The organism is Nocardiopsis nanhaiensis, assembly GCF_054778635.1.
Genome location: NZ_BAAGZJ010000002.1, coordinates 16,980 through 40,507 on the forward strand (window position 1 = coordinate 16,980; position 23,528 = coordinate 40,507).

The following is a 23,528-nucleotide window of genomic DNA, read 5'->3' on the forward strand; positions in this document are numbered from 1 at the left end:
GTCGCTGGGACGTGGTGTTTCCCTCCTGGCGCTTCTTGTCGTATTAGACACGCGAGTCCGGTGTGGGCAGTGAGGCGATCGCTGAAAGGCGGGGAGCCGTTCGAGAACGCCGTCTTCCACAATCCCGACGGTGAGCACCGGACCACCGTCGAGTACTGCTTCAACGAGGAGGTGAGCCCGGCCCGTGAGGTCCCGCGCAACATCGACCACACCCACCGCAACGACGACTACTCCGGCTATGACCGTCTGGTCTTCGAACGGGAGGACCCCGCCGACTGGGACCGGGCGTGGGACGACGTGGACTACTGCGGGGTCAGAATCTGCTCCCCGAACCGGGTGCAGCTCGACGGACACGGCCACGCCTGGCGGGCACGCGACCGGAGGCCCAGGTGAGGCGGGCCAGGGGGACTACCCTGTTGGTGCCTCCGTCCCCACCTGAGAGTTCACGATGCAGCGGACCTCCATCGACCGATACCTGATACGCGGCGAGCTCGGCAGCGGCGGCATGGGAGTCGTCTGGCGTGCCCACGACCCCCGCCTGCGCCGTGAGGTCGCCATCAAGGAGGTGCTACTCCCAGAACACCTGTCCCGGGAAGCTCGGGAGTCGGCCAAGGCGTGGGTGGCGCGGGAGTCGCAAGCCACCGCCCGGATCAACCATCCCTCCGTGGTCACCGTGCACGACGTCCTGGAGGTCGACGACACTCCGTTCATCGTCATGTCCTTGATCGACGGTGTGTCCCTGCGTACCCGCCTGAACGAGGCGGGGCCGCTGACGGCCGAAGAAGCCCTGTCCGTGGCACGGACCCTGCTCGAAGCCCTGTCGGCGGCCCACCGTTCCGGGGTGGTGCACCGCGACATCAAACCGGCCAACATCATGCTCACCGGCGGAGAGCCGACTGCCGTCCTGACCGATTTCGGCATCGCGAGTGTCCTGGAGAGCGGTTCGGTGTCACTGACCACGACCGGTTCGGTCTTGGGCACCGCCGAGTACTTGGCGCCCGAGCGGCTGGAACACAAGAGCGCCGAGCCGCCCTCGGACCTGTGGAGTCTGGGCGCGACCCTGTACGCGGCTGTGTCCGGGGAGTCGCCCTTCCGGAGGGACAACCTCGCCACCAGTCTCAGCGCGATCCTGGCCAGCCCGATCCCCGCGCCACCGTGCGAGGGACCGTTGCGTGAGCTCATCGAAGGGCTGTTGGTCCGCGACCCCGATCAGCGGTTGACCGTGGAACGCGCGTTGGAGCTGGTCGGGAAACCGTCGGACGAGGGGAGATCGGTGGGTTCCGACCCGGTCGGGCGGCGCCCGTTCCGGAAAGGTCCTGTGACCGCCGTCCTCAGCTCGGTCCTGGCAGTGGCCGTGGTCGCCGCCGCCGTGTTCACCGGCCCCTGGGGGAACCTGAGGGGGCCGTGGACGCCGCCGGAGTCCCCCGTCGAGGCCGGAGAGGAGCCGACTTCCCCGGCACCCACGCACAGTGCGGGCCCGCTGCCCCCGGTCGAGGAGATCGGGTTCACGACTCTGGAGAACGACAGTTTCACTGCCCGGGTGCCGGAGGACTGGCAGAGCACGGACATGACCGATGAGGCTCTGGAGGGCAATGATGCGGCCGTGGTCAGATACACCCTGCGCGACCCGTACGTGGAGGACCTGACGCTGGTGCTCAGCGTGTACCACCACGACGGTGAACCGACGCCCGGTGTGGAAGGGCTGAAGCGCTGGGAGGAGGGCTACGCTGAGGGCGGCCTCGAGGACTGGGAGTTCCTGGTTTTGGAGGACCTCTCCCCTGGGTCCGAGGTGTGGGACGTCGGGTCCTTGGAGGGACTCCACACCAACCCTGCGCGTGCGGAGTCCGAGCGGTGGCTCCTCGAGCAGCGGAAGCTCCGGACCGAGGAGCGGGCCGAGTACTTCCTCTTCGCCAACTTTCCCGCGGACCTGCGTGAGGTGTACCGGCCCCTCGTGGAGGAGGTCGCCGCCTCCTTTGGTCCGCCCGGGTCGTGACTGTGCGGAGAAGCCTCGGTCCTGGTCGCAGAACTCCTCCGCGCCGACGGGGTGCGGGTGGGAGCACCTCTGGCCAACGCGTCGCCACGGTCGGCCGTGGGGTCCTCGCGCGCGTGTTTGCCCTGGCCGATTAAGGCGTCGACTCGGCTGTCCTCACGCGACCGGGAACTCCGGGTCGACCAGGGCGAAGCTCTGGTCGAGGCAAGCGGTCACGACCAGCTTCCCGCCGACCTCCGGGCCGGTGAAGAACAGGACGGTCTGGCTGGTGGTCCACAGTGCCCTGGTCGCACTCCCCTACCAGGCTCGGACAATACCTACGCGCTCATCCCCTCAGTAGGGTCGGACCGTGGCGCCTTGCAGTGATCGCTCACGGTAGGTTTCCACGGCCCGCCCTCCGAGTGAAGTGGGCCGCCGACGAGGCGCCTCCGGCTGAGGTCCCTTTCCGAAGGCCCCTTCCCGAACCGGACAGGCCCGATTTCCAGGCATTCGACTCCCATCGCCCAACCGTCAGGACGTGCACCAAGACGCCAGTGCGCGAACAGGCGCGGAGACCGACAAGCGATCTCGGCAAGCCAGCCCATCGCACGGCGTTCCCGGTTGCGCAGCCGTTGTCTGTATTTCCGACAGGCCCACCAGACCAGCTGCCGGTTGAGCCCGCGGAGGAAGTAGAGCAACTCGGACTGTAGAAGCGCCCGTAGTAGTTGACCCACCCCTGCACGATGCTGTTGAACATGCGCGCAAGGTCGTCCAGGGACTTGTCACTGCGGCGGGCCAGGTGCCAGGACCGGATCTCCCGCCCCATGGCCTTCATCGCGTCCGTGCTCACAGCCGGCAGAAACGACACGAAGTGTTTCCCGTGCTTGTTCCTGGCCAGCCGCGGCCGGAACTCATACCCCAAGAACGTGAACTTGGTGTGCTCATACAAGCCTTGCCGGTCCGCGTCCTTGCAGTAGACGATGCGGGTCTTGTCCGGATGCAACTCCAGGCTGCCCCTCAGCCGCCGCGCGATCGCATCCCTGACAAAGATCGCCTGCTTCTGGCTGCGACAGTGCACCACCGCGTCATCGCAGTACCGTTCGAAGGTGACCGAGGGAAATTCCCGCACCAGCCAGCCGTCGAACGCGTAATGCATGAACAGGTTGGCGAGCAACGGTGAGATACCCGGCCCCTGCGCGGTCCCGCGATCCCGCTCGACCAGCATCCCGTCTTCCTGCCGCAGCGGTGCTTGCAGCCACCGCTCGACATAGAGCAGGATCCATTTCTGGTCCGGTGCAATGTGGTGGGCGACCGCTTTGAGCACGAGGTCCCACGGAACGGTGTCAAAGTACGCCCGGATGTCCAGATCGAGCACCCAGTTGGCCCGCCAGCACTACCGACGGCACACCCCGACCGCGTCCAACGCCGACCTCCCAGGTCGGTAGCCATGGGAGTCCGGATGGAAGATCGGTTCGACCTTCGCCTCCAGATACATCCCGACCACCGTCTGGGCGATCCGGTCAGCCACGGTCGGCACGCCCAGGACACCCCTTTACCCCCGGCCTTGGGGATCTCCACCGCCTTCACCGGCGGCGGGAAATAGGTGCCCGAGGAGAGCCGGTTCCAGATCTTATACAGATGGGTCGGGGCTCCCCGGGTTCAGGTGGCTTGGTACTCTTCCCCGGCCAGTCGATACCACAGATGTGGTCAGGGAATCCGGTGTGAATCCGGAACTGACGCGCAGCGGTGTGGGGGACGGGCGGAGCACGAATGCCACTGGGAAGGGCCCCCTCGACCGCAGGGCCGGGGAGGCGCCGCCTGGGAAGGCGCTCCGTCCGGTTGAACCCGAGTCCGAAGACCTGCTGGCACCTCCGTTGCACGTGCACGAGGAATCAGAAACCAGGCTCCGCGCTCGAGCCCCGACACCTCTGAGGCACACCCATGTCCCAGCTCGCGACCCGCTACGCGTTCTCCCACACGTCCCGTCGCAACCCATTCCGGGTGACGGCCTTCTTCCTCACCTCCTCCCTCCTGCTCGCCGCCTGCACGTCCCCCGACGGGACCGAGGCCGGCCCCTCCGACGCCGATGCGGCCGGCTACCCGCGGACTCTCGACAACTGCGGCCACGAGGTCACCGCTGAGGCGCCGCCGGAACGGGCCGTCTCCCTCAACCAGGGCAGCACCGAGATCCTCCTCTCCCTCGGCTTGGAGGACCGCATCGTCGGCAGCGCCACCTGGACCGACCCGGTCATGGACGGTCTGGAAGAGGCGGCCGATGCGATCCCGCGCCTGGCCGAGAACCAGCCCTCCTTCGAACGGGTCCTGGACACCGAACCGGACTTCGTCAGCGCCTCGTTCGCCTCCACGGTCGGCCAGGGCGGTGTCGCCACCCGTGACCAGTTCGAAGACCTCGGCGTGCCCGCCTACGTCTCACCGTCCGACTGTGCCTGGGGCAAGGACAACGAAGGCGGCGGCGACGGTTCCCGGTCCGAGGAGCTCACCCTCGACGCCGTGTACGAGGAGATCGAAGACCTCGCCCACCTCTTCGACGCCGAGGATCGCGGCGACGAACTCGTCGGCGAACTCCAGAGCCGCGTGGACACCGCGACCGAAGGACTCGACGCCTCCGACGTCTCCCTCATGTACTGGTTCGCCAACTCCGAGTCCCCCTTCCTCGCCGGCTGCTGCGGCGCGCCCGGGGCCATCACGGCGGAGATCGGCGCGGAGAACGCCTTCGACGACACCGATGAGGAGTGGCCCCAGATCAACTGGGAGACCGTCGCCGACCGCGACCCCGACGCCATAGTGCTCGGCGACCTCACGCGCGACTCCCAAACCGCCGAGTCGGCCGAGGAGAAGATCGCCTTCCTGGCGGACCACCCCGCCACCAGCAACCTGACCGCCGTGCAGGAGGAGCGCTACGTCCTGCTCAGCGGCCAGGCCATGAACCCCTCGATCCGGACCGTCGAGGGTGTCGAGCAGGTGGCCGACGGACTTCGGGATCTCGGGCTCGCCCAGTGAGAGGCGCCCGCCTGACCCTGCTCCTGGTGGGCGGGCTGACGGCGCTGGCGGTGTCGGTCTCGGTGACCGTGACCATCGGCCCCGCGGCCATCACCCCCGGCGAGGTGTGGGCCTCGCTCGGTGCCCGCCTCGGGATCGGCGAGAGCCCCCTGACCCCCATCCAGGACGGCATCGTGTGGGACCTGCGCATGCCGCGCACCCTCATCGCCGCGGTGTGCGGGGCGGGGCTGGCCCTGTGCGGTGCGGTCATGCAGTCCCTGCTGCGAAACCCGCTGGCCGACCCCTTCGTGCTCGGGGTCTCGTCCGGCGCCTCCACCGGTGCGGTCGCGGTGATCGTGCTCGGTTGGGGCGCCGGTGTGCTCTCCCTGTCGGCCGGGGCCTTCCTCGGTGCGCTGCTCTCCTTCGGGATGGTCATGCTGCTCAGCCACACCCTCGGCGGGACCATGGACCGGGTCGTGCTGTCCGGGGTCGCGGCCATGCAGCTCTTCTCGGCCCTGACCTCGTTCATCGTGCTCCTGTCGGCCGACGCCGAGACCACGCAGGGCGTGCTCTTCTGGCTGCTGGGTTCCTTCAGCAACGTGGGCTGGGCCGACGTGGCTCTGTGCGCGGGAGTCCTGGTGGTCGTGCTGGCCGTGTGCCTGGCCCACACCACCACCTTGGACGCGTTCGCTTTCGGGGAGGAGGCCGCGGCCTCGCTCGGCGTGCGTGTGGCGCGGGCGCGTGTGCTGCTGCTGACCGCGACTGCCCTGCTCACCGCCGCACTCGTGAGCAGCGTGGGCGCGGTCGGGTTCGTCGGGCTGATCCTGCCGCACGCCACCCGGATCCTGACCGGGTCGATGCATGCCCGGCTGCTTCCGGTGACCGCGCTGATCGGGGCCGTGTTCCTGGTGTGGGTGGACACGCTGGCCCGGACCGTCCTGGACCCGCAGGAGATCCCTGTGGGTGTGGTCACCTCGCTCGTCGGCGTGCCCGCTTTCATCGCCGTTCTGTACCGCTCGAGGAGGCAGACGTGAGCTCTCCCGGATCCAGTTCACCCGGCCGCGGATGGTCCGGTCACGGTCCGCCCGAGACCGGCTCCGGGGGCGGCCACCTGCGCGCCGACGGTGTGGTGCACCGGATCGCCGACCGCATCGTGCTCGACGGGGTCACCCTCGCCCCGCGCCCCGGTGAGACCGTCGGACTGCTGGGCCCCAACGGATCCGGCAAGTCCACCCTGCTCCGGCTCCTCGCGGGGGTTCTCGGACCCACCGCCGGGACGGTCACCCTCGACGGGGACCCGTTGCCGCGCATCGGCCGCAGAGCAGTGGCCCGACGCGTGGCCGTGGTCCAGCAGAACTCCCACACACAGACCGAGATGACCGTGCGCGACGTCGTCGCCCTGGGGCGTATCCCGCGCCGCCGCGCCTGGACCCCGGTCTCCGCCGACGACCTGCGCGCGGTCGACACGGCCCTGGAACGCACCGGGCTCACCGACCGTGCCGGGCAGTCCTGGCACACCCTGTCCGGTGGGGAGCGCCAAAGGGTCCAGATCGCCCGAGCCCTGGCTCAGGAACCCAGTGAGCTCCTGCTCGACGAACCCACCAACCACCTCGACATCCAGTACCAGCTCGACCTGTTGGAGCTGGCCGTGAGCCTGCCCGTGACCACGGTGATCGCGCTGCACGACCTCAACCTGGCCGCGATGTACTGCGACCGGCTCGTCGTGCTCCGAGCCGGTCGGGCGGTGGCGGAGGGATCGCCCGGCCAGGTGCTCACACCCGAGCTCATCGGAGAGGTCTACGGGGTCCGGGCCGAGGTCACCACCGACGGTGAGCGCCCCGTCGTCCGGTTCCTGCGCCGACGGGATCCGGAGCAACCGGGCTCCCGTACGCACCCGGGGCACGATCCCACGACATGACCGCACTGTGCGCCTCTCGAACGGAGTCCCGCTCGCCATACGTTCCCGCGGTCGGCCGCCCTCGAAAGGGGAGGCCCGTCGCGAGTCGGCTCGCGGCGCCCGTTAGTGTGTGAGCTCCTCGTTCGTGGCACAGGAACCCGGTGCGAGTCCGGGACGGTTCCGCCACTGTGACACCTCACACCAGGTGCAAGTCAGACACTGTCCACGAGCGGTCCGACCATCGACGGGGCGAGAACCCCTGGGGAGGAATTCCGGCCATGACGGTACGGATCGCGCTGCTTTCCACGTCCGACACCGATCTGCTCTCCGCGCGGGCCAGCGGCTCCGCGTACGTGTGGGCCAACCCCTCGCGTGCCACCGACACAGAACTCACCGAAACCGTCGAGGGCGCCGACCTCGTCGTGGTCCGGATGCTGGGTTCCCCGCACGACCTGTGGCCGGGCCTGGCCGCGGTCCGCGAGCGCGGCACCCCTCTCGTGGTACTCAGCGGTGAACAGCAGCCCAGCGCCGAACTCATGGAGCGCTCCACGGTTCCCATGGGTGTGGTCACCGACGCCCACCGGTACCTGGCCGAGGGCGGACCCACCAACCTCGCCCGCCTGCACGCGTTCCTGTCCGACACCGTGCTGCTGACCGGCGAGGGGTTCGAAGCCCCGCAGCACGTGCCCCTGTGGGGAATGGCCGAGCGCGAGGTCCCGCAGGACCCGTCCCTGCCCAAAATCGGCATCCTCTACTACCGCGCCCACCAGGCCGGCGGGAACACCGCGTTCGTGCACGCCCTGGCCGACGCCGTCGACGCCACGGGCCGGGCCGTGGGCGTGCCGGTCTTCGCGGGGTCGCTGCGTTCGGCCCCCGACGACCTGTTCGAGGCGTTGCGCGCCTTCGACCTCCTCATCGTCACCGTCCTGGCCGCCGGCGGCAGTGTCCCCGCGTCCGCGACCGCCGGTGAGGACGACGAGGCCTGGGACGTGGAACGTATCGCCGCCCTCGACGTCCCGGTCCTGCAGGGCCTGTGCCTGACCAGCTCCCGCGCCGACTGGCAGGAGACCTCCGAGGGCGTCAGCCCGCTCGACTCCGCCACCCAGATCGCGATCCCCGAGTTCGACGGGCGCATCATCACCGTGCCGTTCTCCTTCAAGGAGATCGACGAGGACGGCCTGCCCCGCTACACCGCCGAGCCCGAGCGCTGCGAACGCCTGGCCGGGATCGCCGCCTCCCACGCCCGGCTGCGCCAGGTCCCGGCCTCCGAGAAGCGCCTGGCCGTCGTGCTCTCGGCCTACCCCACCAAGCACTCCCGCATCGGCAACGCGGTCGGCCTCGACACCCCCCGCTCCCTGGTGCGCCTGCTGCGGCGGCTCCGCGAGGACGGCTACGACCTGGGCGAGCCCGACGCCCTGCCCGGCCTGGACCTGCCGGACGAGACCGAGGCAGGCGACACCCTCATCCACACCCTCATCGAGGCCGGCGGCCAGGACCAGGACTGGCTGACCAACGCGCAGATGACCGAGGCCCAGGTACGCATCACCCCCGAGCAGTACGCCGCCTGGACCGAGGGCCTCCCGGCCTCCCTCAAGGACGCCATGGCCGAGACCTGGGGTCCGGCCCCCGGCAAGCTCTACGTCAACGACGAGGGCGAACTCGTCCTGGCCGCGCTCCGGGCCGGCAACGTCGTGGTCCTGGTCCAGCCCCCGCGCGGCTTCGGCGAGAACCCCATCGCGATCTACCACGATCCCGAACTCGCTCCGAGCCACCACTACATGGCCGCGTACCGGTGGCTGGAGCACGGGTTCGGCGCCGACGCCGTCGTCCACCTCGGCAAACACGGGTCGCTGGAGTGGCTGCCCGGCAAGGACGCCGCCCTGTCCGCCGACTGCGGCCCCGACGCGGTGCTCGGGAACCTGCCGCTCATCTACCCGTTCCTGGTCAACGACCCGGGCGAGGGTGCCCAGGCCAAGCGTCGCGCCCACGCCACCGTCGTGGACCACCTCGTCCCGCCCATGGCCCGCGCCGAGAGCTACGGCGACATCGCCCGCCTGGAGCAGCTCCTCGACGAGCACGCCAACATCGCCGCCATGGACCCGGCCAAACTCCCCGCGATCCGGGCTGAGATCTGGTCGCTCATGCGCGCCGCGGAGATGCACCGCGACCTCGGGCTCGAGGAGCGCCCCGACGACGAGGAGTTCGACGACTTCCTGCTCCACGTCGACGGCTGGCTGTGCGAGATCAAGGACACCCAGATCCGCGACGGCCTGCACGTGCTCGGCGAGCCTCCGGAGGGCGAACCCCGCGTCAACCTCACCATGGCCGTCCTGCGCGCCGCGCAGGTCTGGGGCGGGGTCGGCGCCGCCGTGCCCGGCCTGCGCTCAGCCCTGGGACTGAAGGGAGAGGCCCCCACCAACGAGGTCGACGAGGTCGAGGCCCAGGCCCGCGCCCTGGTCGAAGGGATGGAGGCCGCCGGCTGGGACCGCTCCGCCGTGGCCGACCTGCACGAAGACCCCGACGTGCGCCGGGTCCTGGAGTTCGCCGCCGACCAGGTCGTGCCGCGCCTCGCCCGCACCACAGACGAACTCGACCACCTCACGCACGCCCTCAACGGCGGGTTCGTGCCGGCCGGCCCCTCGGGCTCCCCCCTGCGCGGGCTGGTCAACGTGCTCCCGACCGGCCGGAACTTCTACACGGTCGACCCGCGCGCCGTGCCCTCCCGCCTGGCCTGGGAGACCGGCCAGGCGATGGCCGACTCCCTGTTGCGCCGCCACATGGAGGAGACCGGCACCTACCCCGGGTCCGTGGGCCTGTCGGTGTGGGGCACCTCGGCGATGCGCACCTCCGGCGACGACGTGGCCGAGGTCCTGTCCCTGCTCGGTGTCCGCCCCGAGTGGGACGAGGCCTCCCGCCGGGTCAGCAAGCTCGACGTGATCCCGCTGGAGGAGCTGGGGCGCCCGCGCATCGACGTGACCGTGCGCATCTCCGGGTTCTTCCGCGACGCCTTCCCGCACGTGGTCGCCATGCTCGACGACGCCGTGGCACTGGTCGCCGATCTCGACGAAGCCGACGAGGACAACTACGTGCGCGCCCACACCCGCGCGGACCTGGCCGACCACGGCGACCACCGACGCGCCACCACCCGGATCTTCGGTTCCGCGCCCGGATCCTACGGCGCCGGGATCCTGCAGCTCGTGGAGTCCGGGAACTGGCGCGACGACCGCGACCTCGCCGAGGTGTACACGGCCTGGGGCGGTTACGCCTACGGGCGCGGCCTCGACGGGGTTCCGGCCGCCGACGACATGCGCACCAACTACCGGCGCATCAAGGTCGCCGCGAAGAACGTCGACAGCGCCGAGCACGACATCGCCGACTCCGACGACTACTTCCAGTACCACGGCGGCATGATCGCGACCGTGCGCGCGCTCTCGGGCGCCGAACCCAAGGCCTACGTCGGCGACTCCACCACCCCCGACGCGGTGCGCACCCGGCCCCTGGCCGACGAGACCGCACGGGTGTTCCGCGCCCGCGTGGTCAATCCGCGCTGGATCGGGGCCATGCGCCGCCACGGGTACAAGGGGGCCTTCGAGCTGGCCGCAACCGTCGACTACCTCTTCGGGTTCGACGCGACGGCCGGGGTCGTGCACGACTGGATGTACGAGAAGCTCGCAGCGGAGTACGTGCTCGACGAGGAGACTCAGGCGTTCATGCGCCGCTCCAACCCGTGGGCCCTCAACGGCATCGTCGAGCGGCTGCACGAGGCGGCGCGGCGCGGTCTGTGGGCCGAGCCGGCCCAGGAGACGCTGCAGGCGCTGTCGGAGGTGTACCTGGAGGTCGAGGGCGACATCGAGGAACGCTCCGAATGAGGGTCCGTATCGTCGGCATCGGGATGGGCCCCGACCAGCTCACCCCGGAGGCCTCCGCCGCGCTGCGCGGGTGCGACTACGCGGTGGCGGCGCGCAAGCGGCGGGACGACGGGTTGTTCGACCTGCGCCGTGCGGTGTGCGACGCCCACGGGGTGCCGCTGGTGGCCGTGGCGGACCCGGAACGCGACCGCGACGACCCAGCCGACTACCGCGCGGCGGTCGCCGACTGGCACGAGGCGCGCGTGCGGGCCGTCGAGGAGGTCCTGGCCGAGCGGGGCGGCAGCGCGGCGTTCCTGGTCTGGGGAGACCCGTCCCTGTACGACTCGACGCTGCGGATCGTGGCCCGCATCGATGACCGGGGGAAGGTGCCCGTGGAGTACGACGTGCTGCCCGGGATCAGCGCCCCGCAGCTCCTCGCGGCCCGGCACCGGATCGTGCTGCACGACGTGGGGCGGCCGGTGCACGTCACGCCTCTGCGGAGGCTGGACGAGGCCGTCGCCGCCGGCCAGGACAACATCGTCGTCATGCTCGGGGCCCGCCCCGCCTTCGAAGGGTTGGGAGAGTGGTCCGTGTGGTGGGGCGCCAACCTCGGCACCGGATCGGAGGAACTGGTGGCCGGGCGGGTCGCCGACGTGCTCCCGGAGATCGGGGAGGCCCGGACCCGCGCGAAGGAACGGGCCGGCTGGGTCATGGACACCGCACTGTTGAGGAGGCCGTCGTGAGCGGGGACGCAGCAGGAGGCCTCACGGGGGCGCACGGGGCTCCCGGCGGATCCGGCGGCGGTGGCCTGTTGGTGGCGGGGGCGACCTCCGACGCCGGCAAGAGTGTGGTCACCACCGGGCTCTGCCGGGCGCTGGCCCGCCGCGGGGTGGGCGTCGCGCCGTACAAGGCGCAGAACATGTCCAACAACTCCATGGTCTGCCGCGGCCCTGACGGGCGTCCCGCCGAGATCGGCCGGGCCCAGTGGGTGCAGGCGCTCGCGGCGGGGGCGGACCCGGAACCGGCGATGAACCCGGTGCTGCTCAAACCCGGCACCGACCGGCGCAGCCACACTGTGCTCCTTGGGCACCCGGCCGGGGACCTGTCCTCCACCGACTGGGAACAGGGGCGCCGGCACCTGGCGAAGGCCGCCCACGAAGCCTTCGGCGACCTCTCCTCCCGGTACGGCGTCGTCGTGGCCGAGGGCGCGGGCAGCCCGGCCGAGATCAACCTGCGCGCGGGCGACTACGTGAACATGGGCCTGGCCCGGCACGCGGGGCTACCTACGGTGGTGGTCGGCGACATCGACCGGGGCGGGGTCTTCGCCTCGCTCTACGGCACCGTGGGTTTGCTGGAGGCCGCCGACCAAGCGCTGGTCTCCGGTTTCGTGATCAACAAGTTCCGGGGGGAACCGAGCCTGCTGCGGCCCGGGTTGGACGACCTCGAACGGCTCACCGGGCGCCGGGTGTACGGGACCCTGCCGTGGGACGCCGGGGTGTGGCTCGACTCCGAGGACGCCCTGGACCTGGCTCCGCACCGGGCCGGGGACCGATCGGAGAGCGGGTCCGTGCGCCGGGTCGCGGTGGTGCGGCTGCCGCGGATCAGCAACTTCACCGACGTGGACGCCCTCGGGTTGGAGCCGGGGCTCGACGTCGTATTCGCCTCCTCCCCGCACGACCTGTCCGACGCGGACCTGGTGGTGCTGCCCGGGAGCCGGTCCACCCTCGCCGACCTGGCCTGGCTGCGTGCGCGCGGCCTCGACCGGGCTCTGCACGACCACGTGCGGCGGGGCCGACCCTTGCTCGGGGTGTGCGGCGGGTTCCAGATGCTGGGGCGGACGATCGCCGACCCGGACGGGGTGGAGGCCGGGGCCGGGGCGTCTGCCGACGGGCTCGGGCTGCTGGACGTGCGGACCGAGTTCACCGCGGACAAGACCCTGCGCCTGCCCAGGGGGAGCGCGCTCGGGGCACCCGCGCACGGTTACGAGATCCACCACGGGCGGGTCACCGTCGGCGGTGGGGGCGAGGAGTTCCTGGGCGGGACCCGGTCGGGTGCGGTCTACGGGACCATGTGGCACGGGAGCTTGGAGGGCGACGGGTTCCGGTCCGCGTTCCTGGCGCGGACGCTGGGCCTGGAGTCGTCCGGTACGGAGTTCGCGGCCGCGCGGGAACGGCGGCTGGACCTGCTGGGCGACCTGGTGGAGCGGCACCTCGACGTCGACGCTCTGCTCGGCCTCGCCCGCGCGGGCGCGCCCGGTGGGATGCCGGTGCTGCCGCCCGGGGCGCCGGGCGAGGCAGGGGCTGCCGTGCCCGGCGGGTCGGCGCAGAGGACGCCCGCCCAGGAGGCACAGCGCGGGGCCGTTCCTGCGGCAGGCCCCGCCGCCCCGCGGGTGCTGATCCTGGGTGGGACGTCAGAGGCACGCGAGCTCGCCGCCCTCCTGGTGGAGGCCGGGGTGCACGTGACCTCCTCCCTCGCCGGACGCGTGGCCCGCCCGAGGCTGCCCGTCGGCGAGGTCCGTATCGGCGGGTTCGGTGGCGTCGACGGGCTGCGCGCGGCCCTGTCGGATTACGACGCCGTGGTCGACGCCACCCACCCCTTCGCCCTCGGCATGACCGCCAACGCGGCCGCCGCCTGCACCGGGCTGCTCCCCCTGCTGCGGTTGGAACGCCCGCCGTGGGAGCCCGACCCGGCCTGGCACTTCACGGACACCCACGAGGAGGCCGCCGACCGTGCCGCGGAACTGGGCGGGCACCCGTTCCTCACCGTCGGCCGCCAGGAGCTGAAGCGGTTCGTGCCCGCCCTGGGGAGCCGTTCCGTGCTCGCACGGGTGGTCGACGTGCCCGACCTCGATCTGCCCGAGGCATGGAGACTCGTCACCAGCCGCGGCCCCTACACCTTCGACGGGGAACACGGGCTCATGCAGGGCCACGGCACCGGCGTCCTCGTCACCAAGGACGCGGGCGGAACCTACACCTGGCCGAAGATGGCGGCGGCGCGCTCCCTCGGTGTCCCGGTCGTGGTGGTCCGCAGGCCACCCGGTCCCCCAGGGGTCCCGGCCGTGCACGACGTGTCCGCGGCGCTCACCTGGGTGCTCTCCCTGCGGTAAGGGCCGACCGCCTTTCCGGCAGCGGTCCGGCCGCATAGGCGCCCGTCATATGTGCGCGTCGCGCGCAGCCTCCTCGGCCCTCGGGAGTCCGGCCAGGGCGGTGAGCAAGCGCCGGGTGGTCCGCTCGGGGCGGACCGCCACCCGGATCCAGGAGGCGTCGAGCCCGGGGAAAGTGTCCGCGCGGCGCACGGCGATCCCGGCGTCCCGCAGACGGCCGTGTACCCCGTGCCCCACCCGCACCAGCACGAACGGCGCACGGGACGGAACGAACGCCACCCCCAGCTCGCGCAGCCCGGCCTCGAGCACGGCGCGCTGGTTCTCCAGGATCCGCGCCCGCGCGTCGGCCTCGGCGGTGGCCCGCGTGTCGGTGCAGGCCGCGGTCGCGGCGATCGCGGGGGTGGAGACCGACCACGGCGTCTGGGCGCGGGTGAGCTCGTCCACCACCCGCGCGTCGCCGACCACGTAGCCGGCGCGCAGGCCCGGGATGGACCAGTGCTTGGTGAGGCTGCGCAGGACCACCAGCCCGGGGAGCGCCTCCCCCGCCAGGGACTCGGGTTCTCCCGGGACCGCGTCCATGAACGCCTCGTCCACCGCCACCACCCGGCCCGGTCGGCACAGCTGCCGCAGCGTCTCGGCCGGGTGCAGGATCCCCGTGGGGTTGGTCGGGTTGCCGACGACCACGAGGTCGGCGTCCTCGGGCACCGCTTCCGGGTCGAAAGCGAATCCGTCCTCGGCCCGGCAGAGCACGGTCGTCACGGCGTGCCCGGACTGTTCCAGGGCGGAGTGCGGTTCGGTGAACTGGGGGTGCACGACCACTGGACGCCGCCACGGGCGCACCCGTGCGAGCAGGGTGAAGGCCTCGGCAGCGCCAGCCGTCGGCAGGGCTTCGTCGGCGCGACGGCCGTGCCGGTGGACGATGGCCGCCCGCGCCGGCGCCGCGTCGGGGTAGGCGCCCACGTCGTCGAGGCTGTCCCGCAGTGCCTGGTCGAGCCACTCGGGCCGGCGGCCGGAGTAGACGTTGACGGCGAAGTCGAGGAGCCCGTTACCGGTCTCGCGGTCCCCGTGGTGGCGCAGGGGATCGGACACGGGGACTGGTACGGCTGCCGCCTCCCCTGGACCGTGTGTGTCCGCCGAACCCTGTTCGTGCCCGCGGGTGGCAGCGCGCGGAGCGGCGGTGGCGGCGCTCGGCGCGGTGGCGGCAAAGTGCGGACCGGTCCCGTACACGGCAGCGGCGAACCGCGCCGCCAGCCGCGGGTGTCCGGCCCAGTGGACGTGCAGGTACGAGGCGTGCACGCTCGGGGACGCGAACCCCTCGGCCGTTCCGTCGATCTCCCACGCCGGCGTCCGCCCGCAGGCCCCCGGTGCCAGCCGCGTCCGGTGGAACTCGTGCCCCGTGACCCGCTCCCCGGCGCGCGTCAGCAGCGTGTCCGACGGCGCGACGGCCTCCGGATAGCGCAGGGTCAGCCGCTCCGACATCCGCGCGTCCGCGTCCAGCGCCCCGGCCATGGGCTCCCCGTCCAGGGTCCTGGCCAGGTACAGCATCCCGGCGCACTCGGCGACCGTCGGGACACCGTCGCGCACCGCCTGCCGCAGCTCCCCCAGCAGCCCCCGGTTCGCGGCCAGCTCGCCGGCGTGCACCTCGGGGAAACCGCCCCCCAGGTACAGTCCGCGCGTGCCCGCTGGCAACGCCGAGTCCCGGAGCGGGTCGAATACCTCCACCCGGCATCCGGCCTCGGCCAGCAGCTCCTCGGTCTCGGCGTACCGGAACGTGAACGCCCGGCCGCCGGCCACGGCCACCACCGGGCGGTCGTCGGTACCCGAAGCACGCGCCCCGGCCCCCGGTACCCCCGACAGCACCGGCGACCACGGTTCCGCCTCCAGCGCGGGCGCGGACCGGGCCACCTCCAGTACCGCGTCCAGGTCCACCTGCCGCGCGATCTGCTCGGCCATGCGCTCGACGACCAGCGCCGCACCGTCCCGCTCGGCCGCCGGCACGAGCCCCAGGTGCCGGGACGGCGAGGCCAACCCCTCGTCCCGGCCCACCACACCCAGCACGGGCAGACGCAGCGACCGCACGACCTCCGTGGTGTTGCGGTCCGATCCCGCCCGGTTCAGGATCACCCCGGCGACCTCCACGGCCGGGTCATAGTCGGCCATGCCCGCTACCAGCGCGCCCACCGAACGCGACATCCGCGCCACGTCCACCACGAGCACCACGGGGGTCCGGGTCAGGGCCGCCACGTGCGCCGACGACGCGAATCCATCCGTGCCGATCCGCCCGTCGTGCAGGCCCATGACGCCCTCGACCACGGCCGTATCCGCCCCGCGCGCCCCGTGCAGCAGCAGCGGCGCCACACGGTCCTCACCGACCAGGTGCGGATCCAGGTTCCGGCCCGGTCGCCCGGTCGCCAGCGCGTGGTACCCCGGATCGATGTAGTCGGGCCCCACCTTGTGCCCGCTCACCGCGAGCCCGGACCCGCGCAGGGCCGCCATGAGCCCCGTCGCGACCGTGGTTTTGCCCTGGCCGGTCATCGGTGCGGCCACCATGACCCGCGGCAGGGTCCCCGCCGCCTCCGTTCGGGCAGCTACCGAGGACGTCACCACTCGATCCCCCGCTGGCCCTTGCGGCCGCTGTCCATCGGGTGCCTGACCTTGGCCATCTCCGTGACCAGGTCTGCGGCCTCCATCAGGCGCGGGTCGGCCCGCCGCCCGGTGATGACCACGTGCTGGCGCCCCGACCTGTTCGACAGGGTCTCCACGACATCGTCCACGTCGATCCAGCCCCACGCGAGCGGGTAGGTGAACTCGTCGAGCACGTAGAGGTCGTGCCGCTCGTCGGCCAGGCGGCGCTTGATCTCGGCCCAGCCCTCCGCAGCGGCCGCCGCGTGGTCCTCCTCGCCGTCCTTACGGCGGATCCACGACCATCCGGAACCCATCTTGTGCCACTCGACGGGGCCGCCCTCACCGGTCTCCTCGTGCAGCTTCCCCAGCCGCTCCAGGACGGTCTGCTCGCCGATCCTCCACTTGGCCGACTTGACGAACTGGAACACCCCGATCCGCCAACCCTGGTTCCAGCTGCGCAGCGCCAGCCCGAAGGCCGCGGTCGACTTGCCCTTTCCGTCCCCGGTGTGGACGGCCAGAAGCGGCTGGTGGCGGCGCTGTCGTGTGGTGAGCCCGTCGTCGGGCACTACGGACGGTTGGCCCTGCGGCATCAGGCGGCCCTTTCTCGTACGGCGGTGTTCAGAGCATCGGCGTTGACCTCGCCGACCGGCAGGTGTTCGGCTCCCAGGCGTGCGGCGAGCGCGAGGGCCAGCCCCAGCCGCATCGGCCCGGACTCGCCGTCGACCACGACGGTGGAGACCTCCTGCCCGGCGATGTGGTCGGCCGCGGCCAGGGACTGCTGGACGGCACCGCGCGAACCGGTGGCCCGCCCGTCGGTCACCACGACCAGCAGCGGACGCAGGCGGGGGTCGCGCCGCTGTTCGCGCCGCAGCACCCGGTCGGCCTCCAGCAACCCCTCCGCCAACGGCGTCCGGCCGCCCGCGGGCACGTCCTCCAGCCGGGCCGCGGCCACGTCCACCGAATGTGTCGGCGGCAGCACCAGCTCGGCCCGCTGCGCGCGGAAGGTGATGAGCCCGACCTTGTCGCGGCGCCGGTAGGCGTCCAGGAGCAGGGACAGGATCGCGGTCTTGACCTCGCCCATGCGTTTGCGTGCCGCCATCGATCCGGACGCGTCCACGCAGAACAGGATCAGGTTGCTCTCCTGGCCCTCGCGCACCGCCATCCGCAGGTCCTGCGGACGGATACGCACCCCGTCGCCGTCCCTGGGACCGGACGCCGCGGCGCGCACGGTCTCCACCAGGTGAAGCGATGATCCGGAACCGGCACCGGGCCGCGTGGCGCCGATCCGGCGGCCGCGCCGGCCCACCGCCCGGCTCCGCTTGCCGTCGGCGCCCTGGCCCGCCCCGCGCACGGTGAGTTTGCGGGCGCGGTAGGGGGCCGTGGATCCGACCGTGCTCGTGGCCTTCTCCGACGAGGGGGGCGGGGTGCCGCCGTCCTCGGAATCCTCACTGGGGTCCCGCGGGGCGTCCGTGTTCGGGGGTACGTCGGTCTCCTGGGCCTCGCCGGTCTCCTCCGAGGCGTTCTCCGGGCCCTGGGTGTCGGGGCCCGCCCCCTCGGGCCCCGTGTCCTCCGGGGACTGTTCCGGCGGGTCGGGGGCCTGCGAAGGGTCCGTGGTCTCTGGGGAGTCCGAGGAATCCGGCGGCTGCGGCGGGTCCGGCGGCGGTTCCTCGTCACCCAGGATCCGGTCGAGCAGCTCCTCGTCCAGTCCCGGTGCGTCGAAGGGGTTGCGACGGCGCCGGTGCGGCAGCGTCAGCAGGGCCGCGCGGCGGATGTCGGCGCGCGTGACCGTCTCGCGCCCCGCCCAGGCGGCGTGCGCCACTGCTGCGCGGGAGGTCACGATGTCGGCCCGCAGCCCGTCCACCTCGAAGGCCGAACACACCTCGGCGATCTTCAGCAGCGCCGCCTCCGACAGGTGCACCCGCTCCAGCGCGCTGCGCGCCTTCGCGATGCGGTCGGCGAGGGCCTCCTCGGCGTCGTGGTACCTGGCGGCGAACCCCGCGGAATCGCTGTCGTAGGCCAGCCGCCGACGCACCACCTCGGCCCGTGCGGCGGGGTCGGTCGGCGCCGTCACCTCGACGGTCAGCCCGAACCGGTCCAGGAGTTGGGGCCGCAGCTCGCCCTCCTCCGGGTTCATGGTTCCGATGAGCAGGAACCGGGCCGCGTGTTCCACGGAGAACCCGTCGCGCTCCACCGTCACCCGGCCGGTCGCGGCGGAGTCCAGGAGCAGGTCGACGAGGTGGTCGTGGAGTAGATTCACCTCGTCCACGTACAGGAGTCCGCGATGGGCCCGCGCCAGCAACCCCGGCTCGTAGGCGACCTTTCCGTGCGTAAGCGCCTGCTCCAAGTGCAGCGATCCCAGCACCCGGTCCTCGGTGGCGCCGACGGGCAGGTCGACCAAGCGGACCGGTCGGCTCTCCACGGCGGTCTCGGCGCCGAAGGGGCCGTCGGGGGACTGCTGTCCGGAGTCGGCGGGGTCCACGGAGAAACGGTCGCCCCGGTACACCTCGACCGGGGGCAGGAGTGAGGCGAGCGCGCGCACGGCGGTGGACTTCGCGGTGCCCTTCTGTCCGCGCACCAGCACCCCTCCGATCTCGGGGGACACGCTGGTGAGGACGAGCGCCAGCCCCAGGTCGTCGAGCTGCTCGGTGTCACACCCCACGATCGCGGAGAAGGGGTAGTGCGCAGGCCGCTGAGGCATAGTGAGGCTCCCGCTCGTGTTCGCCGTCGGTAAGGGGCGGGCGCGAGGCCGGTCTTCGGACTTGCCGGGTCCCCGTGTTCGGGGCCCGGTTCACCGCAGCGGGCCTGTGCCGGACTCTCACCGGTCTTCCCAGATTCTCCCCAGCCTCCGTAGCCGCCGTTTCCGACGGTTGGGGACCCGGGGCACCTCGTGCCTGTGCACGCCACGATAACGTCACAGCCATGACGGTCGACAAGCGCCCTCCGCCCCGCCCCGGGATCACCGTTGTCGGGGTCGGCGCCGAGGGTTGGGAAGGGCTCCCGGAGCGGGCGCGCCGGCTCGTCCTGGACGCGGACACGGTCCTGGGCGGGCGCCGACACCTGGCGATGCTCCCGGAGCGCCCCGGGCAGCAGCGGGAACCGTGGCCGTCACCCCTGCGCGAAGGGCTGCCGTCCCTGCTGTCGTCGCTCGGGGACGGCAGGGTGGTCGCCCTCGCTTCCGGTGACCCCTTCGTCTCCGGTATCGGCACCACCCTCGTCGATGTGCTCGGTGCCGGCGCGGTGCGGGTGGAGCCTGCGGTGTCCTCGGTCGCCCTGGCGCGCGCCCGCATGAACTGGCCCGCGGAACGGTGCACGGTCGTGAGCCTGGTCGGGCGCGACCCCCGCTTGGTGCTGCGCCACCTGGGGCCGCGGCGCCGCCTGCTGGTCCTTTCCTCGGGACCGTCGACCCCCGCGCAGGTCGCCGTTCTGCTGACCGGCGCCGGGCACCCCGCATGCCGGATAACCGTGCTCGGCGACCTGGGGGCCGCGGACGAGTCCCGCTGGGAGGGCACCGCCGAGGCCTGGTGCGCCTCGCCTCCGGCGGAGGTTCCGGCCCTGCACATGCTCGCGCTGGAGACCGTCGACCCGGTCGGGTACGGCCTGTTCCCCGGCCTGCCCGACGACGCCTTCGAACACGACGGCCAACTCACCAAACGCGACCTGCGGGTCTCGGCGCTGGCCCGCTTGGCGCCCTCGCCGGGTCAGCACCTGTGGGACGTCGGTGCGGGCGCGGGTTCGGTCGGTGTCGAATGGATGCGCGCCGACCCGACCTGCACGGCCACCGCGGTCGAGTCCGGGGCCGAGCGCGCCGTGCGGATCGGGCGCAACGCCGGCACGCTCGGGGTACCCGGGCTGGAGGTGGTGCACGGGCGCGCGCCGGAGGCTTTGAAGGGGTTGCCCTCCCCCGACGCCGTCTTCGTCGGCGGGGGAGCCACCCGCCCGGGGGTGCTCGAGGCCTGTTTGGAGGCGTTGTCACCGGGCGGGCGGATCGTCGTCCACGGGGTGACTCTGGAGACCGAACACCTGCTCGCCGACGCCTACCGTGCCCGCGGCGGGGAACTGACCCGGACCGCGGTGGAGACCACCGCACCCGTCGGCACGTTCACGGGATGGACCCCGGCCCGCACCGTCACGCAGTGGTCCCTGACACTCTAGGTACCGCCACGGGGGCGCTCGGGGTCGTACAGGAACGACTCGCCCCCCTCCCCTGGTGTCAACGCGCGCCCCACGAGGATCACCGCGGCCTGGCGGAACCCCGCCTCCTCCACCGCGTCCGCGATGTCGCCGACGGTCCCGTGCAGCACCGCCTCCTCCGGCCCGCCGACCCGGTGTGCGACCACGACCGGGCAGTCCGCCCCGTACTCCGGTTCGATCCGTTCCATGAGCTCTCGCACCCGCCGGATCGCCAGGTGCAGCACCAACGTCGCCCGGGTCGCCGCGAACGCCTCCAGCGACTCCGTCTCCGGCATCGCGCTCGACCGCGACTGGGTCCGGGTCAGCACCACCGACTGCGACACCAGCGGCACGGTCAGCTCACGTCCCACCAGCGCCGAAGCGGCCGCGAAGGCGGGCACCCCGGGCGTGACGTCCCACGGCACGCCGCGCGCGTCGAGCCGCCGGGTCTGCTCCGACAGCGCCGAGTACACCGACGGATCCCCGGACGTCAGCCGCACCACCGCCAGACCCCCCGTGTGCGCGGCGACGAGGCGTTCGGTGATGCGGTCCAGGTCCAGGCCCTGGGTGTCGACCAGCTCCGCGCCGGGTGCACAGTGGTCCAGGACCCCCGGGTCCAGGTACGTGCCCGGGTAGAGCACCACGTCCGCCGCTGCGAGCATGCGCGTGGCGCGTACCGTCAACAGGTCGGCGGCACCGGGCCCGGAGCCCACGAAGTGCACGGTCACTGCCGCGCCTCCTGCTCCACCCACCGCGGGGTCCACACACGTCCGGCTTCGGAGACCCGGGTCCCGGACGCGCCGACGATCAGCAGGCACCGCATGTCCACCGTTGCCGGATCCAGGTCACCCAACGTCGTCACCTCCAGGGATTCGCCCTCCCGGCCCACGCTCCGGCCCACGACCACGACCGTCTCCGGCGCGCGGTGCTCCAACAGGACCCGGCGTGCGGTGGCGATCTGTTCGGTCCGGGACCGTGAGGCCGGGTTGTAGACCGCAAGCGCCAGGTCGGCCCCGGCCACCGCACGAAGCCGGCGTTCGATGACCTCCCACGGCTTGAGCCGGTCGGACAGGCTCATGACCGCGAAGTCCCCGCCGACCGGGGCACCCGCACGCGCCGCCACGGCCTGGACGGCGCTCACCCCGGGCAGCACCCGGACCGGTACGTCCCGGTAGTCGGGGTTCTCGGCCGCCTCGAACACGGCCGTGGCCATCCCGAAGACCCCCGCGTCCCCGCCGGAGACCACCGCGACCCGTTCCCCCTTCCGAGCCAGGTCGAGGGCGAGGCGGGCCCGGTCGAGTTCCACGGTGTTGCCGGAGGAGTGCCGGGTGAGCCCGGCACGCTGCGGTACCCGGTCGACATAGGCGCCGTACCCCACCACGTGGTCCACCTCGGCCAGCGCGGCGGACGCCTCGGCGGTGAGCCAGTGGTCCGGTCCCGGCCCCAGGCCGACGACCAGGAGTTCCGCGGCCGGCTCGGCAGCCTCGGGCACGGCTTGCGGGGCGGTCCGGCCGGTGCGGGACCGTGTTCCGTTCCGGCTGTCCCCGGTCACCAGGATCAGCGAGAAGTAGGGGACCGTCGCCGGGTCGACCTCCGCGACCGGCATCCGGCGCTCCTCCTCCATCGACGCCCGCTCCACGTACACCGCGTGCTCCAGACGCCCGGCCGCCTCCAGTGCCCGCCGGACCGCCGGGAACGTGCGCCCCAGCTTCATGACCACGGCCGCGTCGGTGCCGGCCAGGCGCCGGGCCAGCTCCGGTTCGGGCAGGGTCCCCGGAAGCACCGTGAGTACGTCGGTCTGCCGGGCCAATGGGGACTCCGCGGCCGAGGCGGCGGCCGCGAACGCGGGGATACCCGGAACGATCTCGGTCGGGTACCGATCCGAGAGCCGGTCGTGCATGTACATGTACGAGCCGTAGAACAGCGGGTCGCCCTCGGACAGCAGCACGACGTCCCGCCCGGCGTCCAGGTGCGCGGCCAGGCGCTGCGCGGAACGTGCGTAGAAGTCCGCGAGCGCGCCCGTGTACCCGCCCGGGTGGTCGGTCGTACCGGTCGTCACCGGGTAGGTGAGCTCCTCCTCGATCGCCGTGTCCGGGACGAGTTCGGCGGCGATCCGGCGGGCGTTCGAGCGTTTGCCCGCGCCGGCGTGGTAGGCGACGACGTCGGCGGCGGAAATGAGCCGGGCGGCCTTGAGCGTGATGAGTTCGGGGTCCCCGGGGCCTACGCCGACACCGTGGAAACGGCCGGTCACTCCTCCTCCTTGGCAAGTGCGTTCAGGGCCGACGAGGTCATCGCGGACCCTCCGCGACGGCCGAGGGCGGTCACGAAGGGGACGTCGATGCCGTGCCGGTCGGCCAGCTCGGTCAGGGCCTGCTTGGACTCCGCAGCGCCGACGAACCCGACGGGGCAGCCGACGATCGCGGCAGGGCGCGGGGCGCCGTCGATCAGCATCTCCAGCAGGTGGAACAGCGCGGTGGGCGCGTTGCCCACGGCCACTACGGCGCCCTCAAGCTCCGGTTCCCACAGGGACACGGCGGCCGCGGACCGGGTGGTGCCCCAGTCCCGCGCGAGGCCGGGAACCCGCGGGTCGGACAGCAGGCACCGCACCTCGTTCTCGGCGGGCAGCCGCGCGCGGGTGACGCCCGCCGCCACCATGCCCGCGTCGCACAGGATCGGCGCGCCCGAGCCCAGCGCTTTCCGGGCCGAGGAGAGCAGACCGGGGTGGACCACCAGGTCCGCGGCGAGGTCGACCTGGCCGGTGCCGTGGATCATGCGCACCGCGAGCCGTTCGGCGTCCGGCGGCAGGTGCCCCAGCGAGGCTTCTCGCCGGATCGTGGCGAAGGAGTCGGTGTAGATCGCCGGCCCGTCGTCGATGTAGTGATAGTGCCGGTTCGGTCGGTTCAGCCGGTTCAGGGG

17 protein-coding genes, 1 pseudogene and 3 riboswitches are annotated in these 23,528 nt (G+C 72.3%); of the genes and pseudogenes, 10 read left to right on the forward strand and 8 right to left on the reverse strand.

Features of this window, described 5'->3' with window-relative positions; all coding sequences use genetic code 11:
• Window positions 1–69: 69 nt before the first annotated feature.
• Window positions 70–393 (forward strand): hypothetical protein, encoded by a 324-nt coding sequence (locus ACYVD1_RS01025; protein ID WP_460766232.1) that lies wholly within the window; start codon window positions 70–72, stop codon window positions 391–393.
• A gap of 55 nt (window positions 394–448) precedes the next feature.
• A complete protein-coding gene (locus tag ACYVD1_RS01030) occupies window positions 449–1,993 on the forward strand; it encodes a protein kinase domain-containing protein (RefSeq protein WP_460766235.1) in 1,545 nt (514 codons plus the stop codon).
• A 367-nt stretch (window positions 1,994–2,360) separates the two neighbouring features.
• Here ACYVD1_RS01030 and ACYVD1_RS01035 read toward each other — a convergent pair whose 3' ends face one another.
• Complete coding sequence (locus tag ACYVD1_RS01035) at window positions 2,361–3,344, reverse strand: reverse transcriptase domain-containing protein (RefSeq protein ID WP_460766238.1); 984 nt, start codon at window positions 3,342–3,344, stop codon at window positions 2,361–2,363.
• Window positions 3,345–3,362: 18 nt separating this feature from the next.
• Window positions 3,363–3,506: a hypothetical protein gene (locus ACYVD1_RS01040; RefSeq protein WP_460766241.1), complete on the reverse strand. Its 144-nt coding sequence runs from the start codon at window positions 3,504–3,506 to the stop codon at window positions 3,363–3,365.
• 132 nt (window positions 3,507–3,638) lie between these two features.
• Window positions 3,639–3,850, forward strand: a riboswitch (cobalamin riboswitch).
• A 60-nt stretch (window positions 3,851–3,910) separates the two neighbouring features.
• Between ACYVD1_RS01040 and ACYVD1_RS01045 the strand changes: the two genes are divergently transcribed.
• From ACYVD1_RS01045 to ACYVD1_RS01075, 7 genes and pseudogenes are all read left to right on the forward strand, one after another.
• The gene (locus tag ACYVD1_RS01045; protein WP_460766244.1) at window positions 3,911–4,990 is read left to right on the forward strand and encodes an ABC transporter substrate-binding protein; all 1,080 of its coding nucleotides are present in this window, start codon (window positions 3,911–3,913) and stop codon (window positions 4,988–4,990) included.
• On the forward strand, window positions 4,987–6,003 hold the full coding sequence (locus ACYVD1_RS01050; RefSeq protein ID WP_460766249.1) for a FecCD family ABC transporter permease: 1,017 nt from the start codon (window positions 4,987–4,989) through the stop codon (window positions 6,001–6,003). The genes ACYVD1_RS01045 and ACYVD1_RS01050 overlap by 4 nt, the downstream gene beginning before the upstream one ends.
• A 77-nt stretch (window positions 6,004–6,080) precedes the next feature.
• Window positions 6,081–6,887 carry an ABC transporter ATP-binding protein gene (locus ACYVD1_RS01055; RefSeq protein WP_460766734.1) on the forward strand — a complete coding sequence of 269 codons (807 nt, stop codon included), beginning with the start codon at window positions 6,081–6,083 and terminating at the stop codon, window positions 6,885–6,887.
• A gap of 76 nt (window positions 6,888–6,963) precedes the next feature.
• Window positions 6,964–7,108: riboswitch (cobalamin riboswitch) on the forward strand.
• 36 nt (window positions 7,109–7,144) lie between these two features.
• A complete protein-coding gene (cobN, locus tag ACYVD1_RS01060) occupies window positions 7,145–10,735 on the forward strand; it encodes a cobaltochelatase subunit CobN (RefSeq protein WP_460766252.1) in 3,591 nt (1,196 codons plus the stop codon).
• On the forward strand, window positions 10,732–11,457 hold the full coding sequence (gene cobF, locus ACYVD1_RS01065; protein WP_460766255.1) for a precorrin-6A synthase (deacetylating): 726 nt from the start codon (window positions 10,732–10,734) through the stop codon (window positions 11,455–11,457). Before cobN ends, cobF begins: the two co-directional genes overlap by 4 nt.
• A pseudogene (locus tag ACYVD1_RS01070) lies at window positions 11,454–13,001 on the forward strand (cobyric acid synthase); the annotation flags it as partial. The gene cobF and the pseudogene ACYVD1_RS01070, both read left to right, overlap by 4 nt.
• Window positions 13,002–13,109: 108 nt before the next feature.
• Complete coding sequence (locus ACYVD1_RS01075) at window positions 13,110–13,820, forward strand: cobalt-precorrin-6A reductase (RefSeq protein WP_460766739.1); 711 nt, start codon at window positions 13,110–13,112, stop codon at window positions 13,818–13,820.
• 45 nt (window positions 13,821–13,865) lie between these two features.
• On the opposite strand, the gene ACYVD1_RS01080 is transcribed toward ACYVD1_RS01075, so the two are convergent.
• Genes ACYVD1_RS01080 through ACYVD1_RS01090 form a run of 3 tightly spaced genes read right to left on the reverse strand, consistent with a single transcriptional unit; the run spans window position 13,866 to window position 19,140 of the window.
• On the reverse strand, window positions 13,866–16,367 hold the full coding sequence (locus ACYVD1_RS01080) for a cobyrinate a,c-diamide synthase (protein WP_460766742.1): 2,502 nt from the start codon (window positions 16,365–16,367) through the stop codon (window positions 13,866–13,868).
• 50 nt (window positions 16,368–16,417) lie between these two features.
• Entirely contained in the window at window positions 16,418–17,032 is a 615-nt protein-coding gene (gene cobO, locus ACYVD1_RS01085) for a cob(I)yrinic acid a,c-diamide adenosyltransferase (RefSeq protein ID WP_460766259.1), read from the reverse strand.
• Window positions 17,032–19,140, reverse strand: coding sequence for a VWA domain-containing protein (locus ACYVD1_RS01090; protein ID WP_460766262.1), 2,109 nt, complete (start codon window positions 19,138–19,140; stop codon window positions 17,032–17,034). Before ACYVD1_RS01090 ends, cobO begins: the two co-directional genes overlap by 1 nt.
• Before the next feature lie 45 nt (window positions 19,141–19,185).
• Window positions 19,186–19,319: riboswitch (cobalamin riboswitch) on the reverse strand.
• Window positions 19,320–19,361: 42 nt separating this feature from the next.
• Between ACYVD1_RS01090 and cbiE the strand changes: the two genes are divergently transcribed.
• The gene (gene cbiE, locus ACYVD1_RS01095) at window positions 19,362–20,594 is read left to right on the forward strand and encodes a precorrin-6y C5,15-methyltransferase (decarboxylating) subunit CbiE (protein ID WP_460766266.1); all 1,233 of its coding nucleotides are present in this window, start codon (window positions 19,362–19,364) and stop codon (window positions 20,592–20,594) included.
• Here the strand turns inward: cbiE and ACYVD1_RS01100 are convergent.
• The 3 genes from ACYVD1_RS01100 to ACYVD1_RS01110 are packed head-to-tail and all read right to left on the reverse strand — an operon-like array spanning window position 20,591 to window position 23,525.
• Window positions 20,591–21,340 carry a cobalt-precorrin-4/precorrin-4 C(11)-methyltransferase gene (locus ACYVD1_RS01100; RefSeq protein WP_460766269.1) on the reverse strand — a complete coding sequence of 250 codons (750 nt, stop codon included), beginning with the start codon at window positions 21,338–21,340 and terminating at the stop codon, window positions 20,591–20,593. The genes cbiE and ACYVD1_RS01100 overlap by 4 nt on opposite strands.
• Window positions 21,337–22,863, reverse strand: coding sequence for a precorrin-2 C(20)-methyltransferase (locus tag ACYVD1_RS01105; RefSeq protein ID WP_460766272.1), 1,527 nt, complete (start codon window positions 22,861–22,863; stop codon window positions 21,337–21,339). Before ACYVD1_RS01105 ends, ACYVD1_RS01100 begins: the two co-directional genes overlap by 4 nt.
• Window positions 22,860–23,525, reverse strand: coding sequence for a precorrin-8X methylmutase (locus ACYVD1_RS01110; protein WP_460766746.1), 666 nt, complete (start codon window positions 23,523–23,525; stop codon window positions 22,860–22,862). The genes ACYVD1_RS01105 and ACYVD1_RS01110 overlap by 4 nt, the downstream gene beginning before the upstream one ends.
• Window positions 23,526–23,528: the final 3 nt, after the last annotated feature.

Bases quoted from the DNA above. Each gene is read 5' to 3' on its own strand.
- cobN (WP_460766252.1), top strand. From the start codon at position 7,145: ATGACGGTACGGATCGCGCTGCTTTCCACGTCCGACACCGATCTGCTC.
- ACYVD1_RS01030 (WP_460766235.1), top strand. From the start codon at position 449: ATGCAGCGGACCTCCATCGACCGATACCTGATACGCGGCGAGCTCGGC.
- cbiE (WP_460766266.1), top strand. From the start codon at position 19,362: ATGACGGTCGACAAGCGCCCTCCGCCCCGCCCCGGGATCACCGTTGTC.
- ACYVD1_RS01045 (WP_460766244.1), top strand. From the start codon at position 3,911: ATGTCCCAGCTCGCGACCCGCTACGCGTTCTCCCACACGTCCCGTCGC.
- cobO (WP_460766259.1), bottom strand. From the start codon at position 17,032: ATGCCGCAGGGCCAACCGTCCGTAGTGCCCGACGACGGGCTCACCACA.
- ACYVD1_RS01080 (WP_460766742.1), bottom strand. From the start codon at position 16,367: ATGGTGGCCGCACCGATGACCGGCCAGGGCAAAACCACGGTCGCGACG.
- cobF (WP_460766255.1), top strand. From the start codon at position 10,732: ATGAGGGTCCGTATCGTCGGCATCGGGATGGGCCCCGACCAGCTCACC.
- ACYVD1_RS01090 (WP_460766262.1), bottom strand. From the start codon at position 19,140: ATGCCTCAGCGGCCTGCGCACTACCCCTTCTCCGCGATCGTGGGGTGT.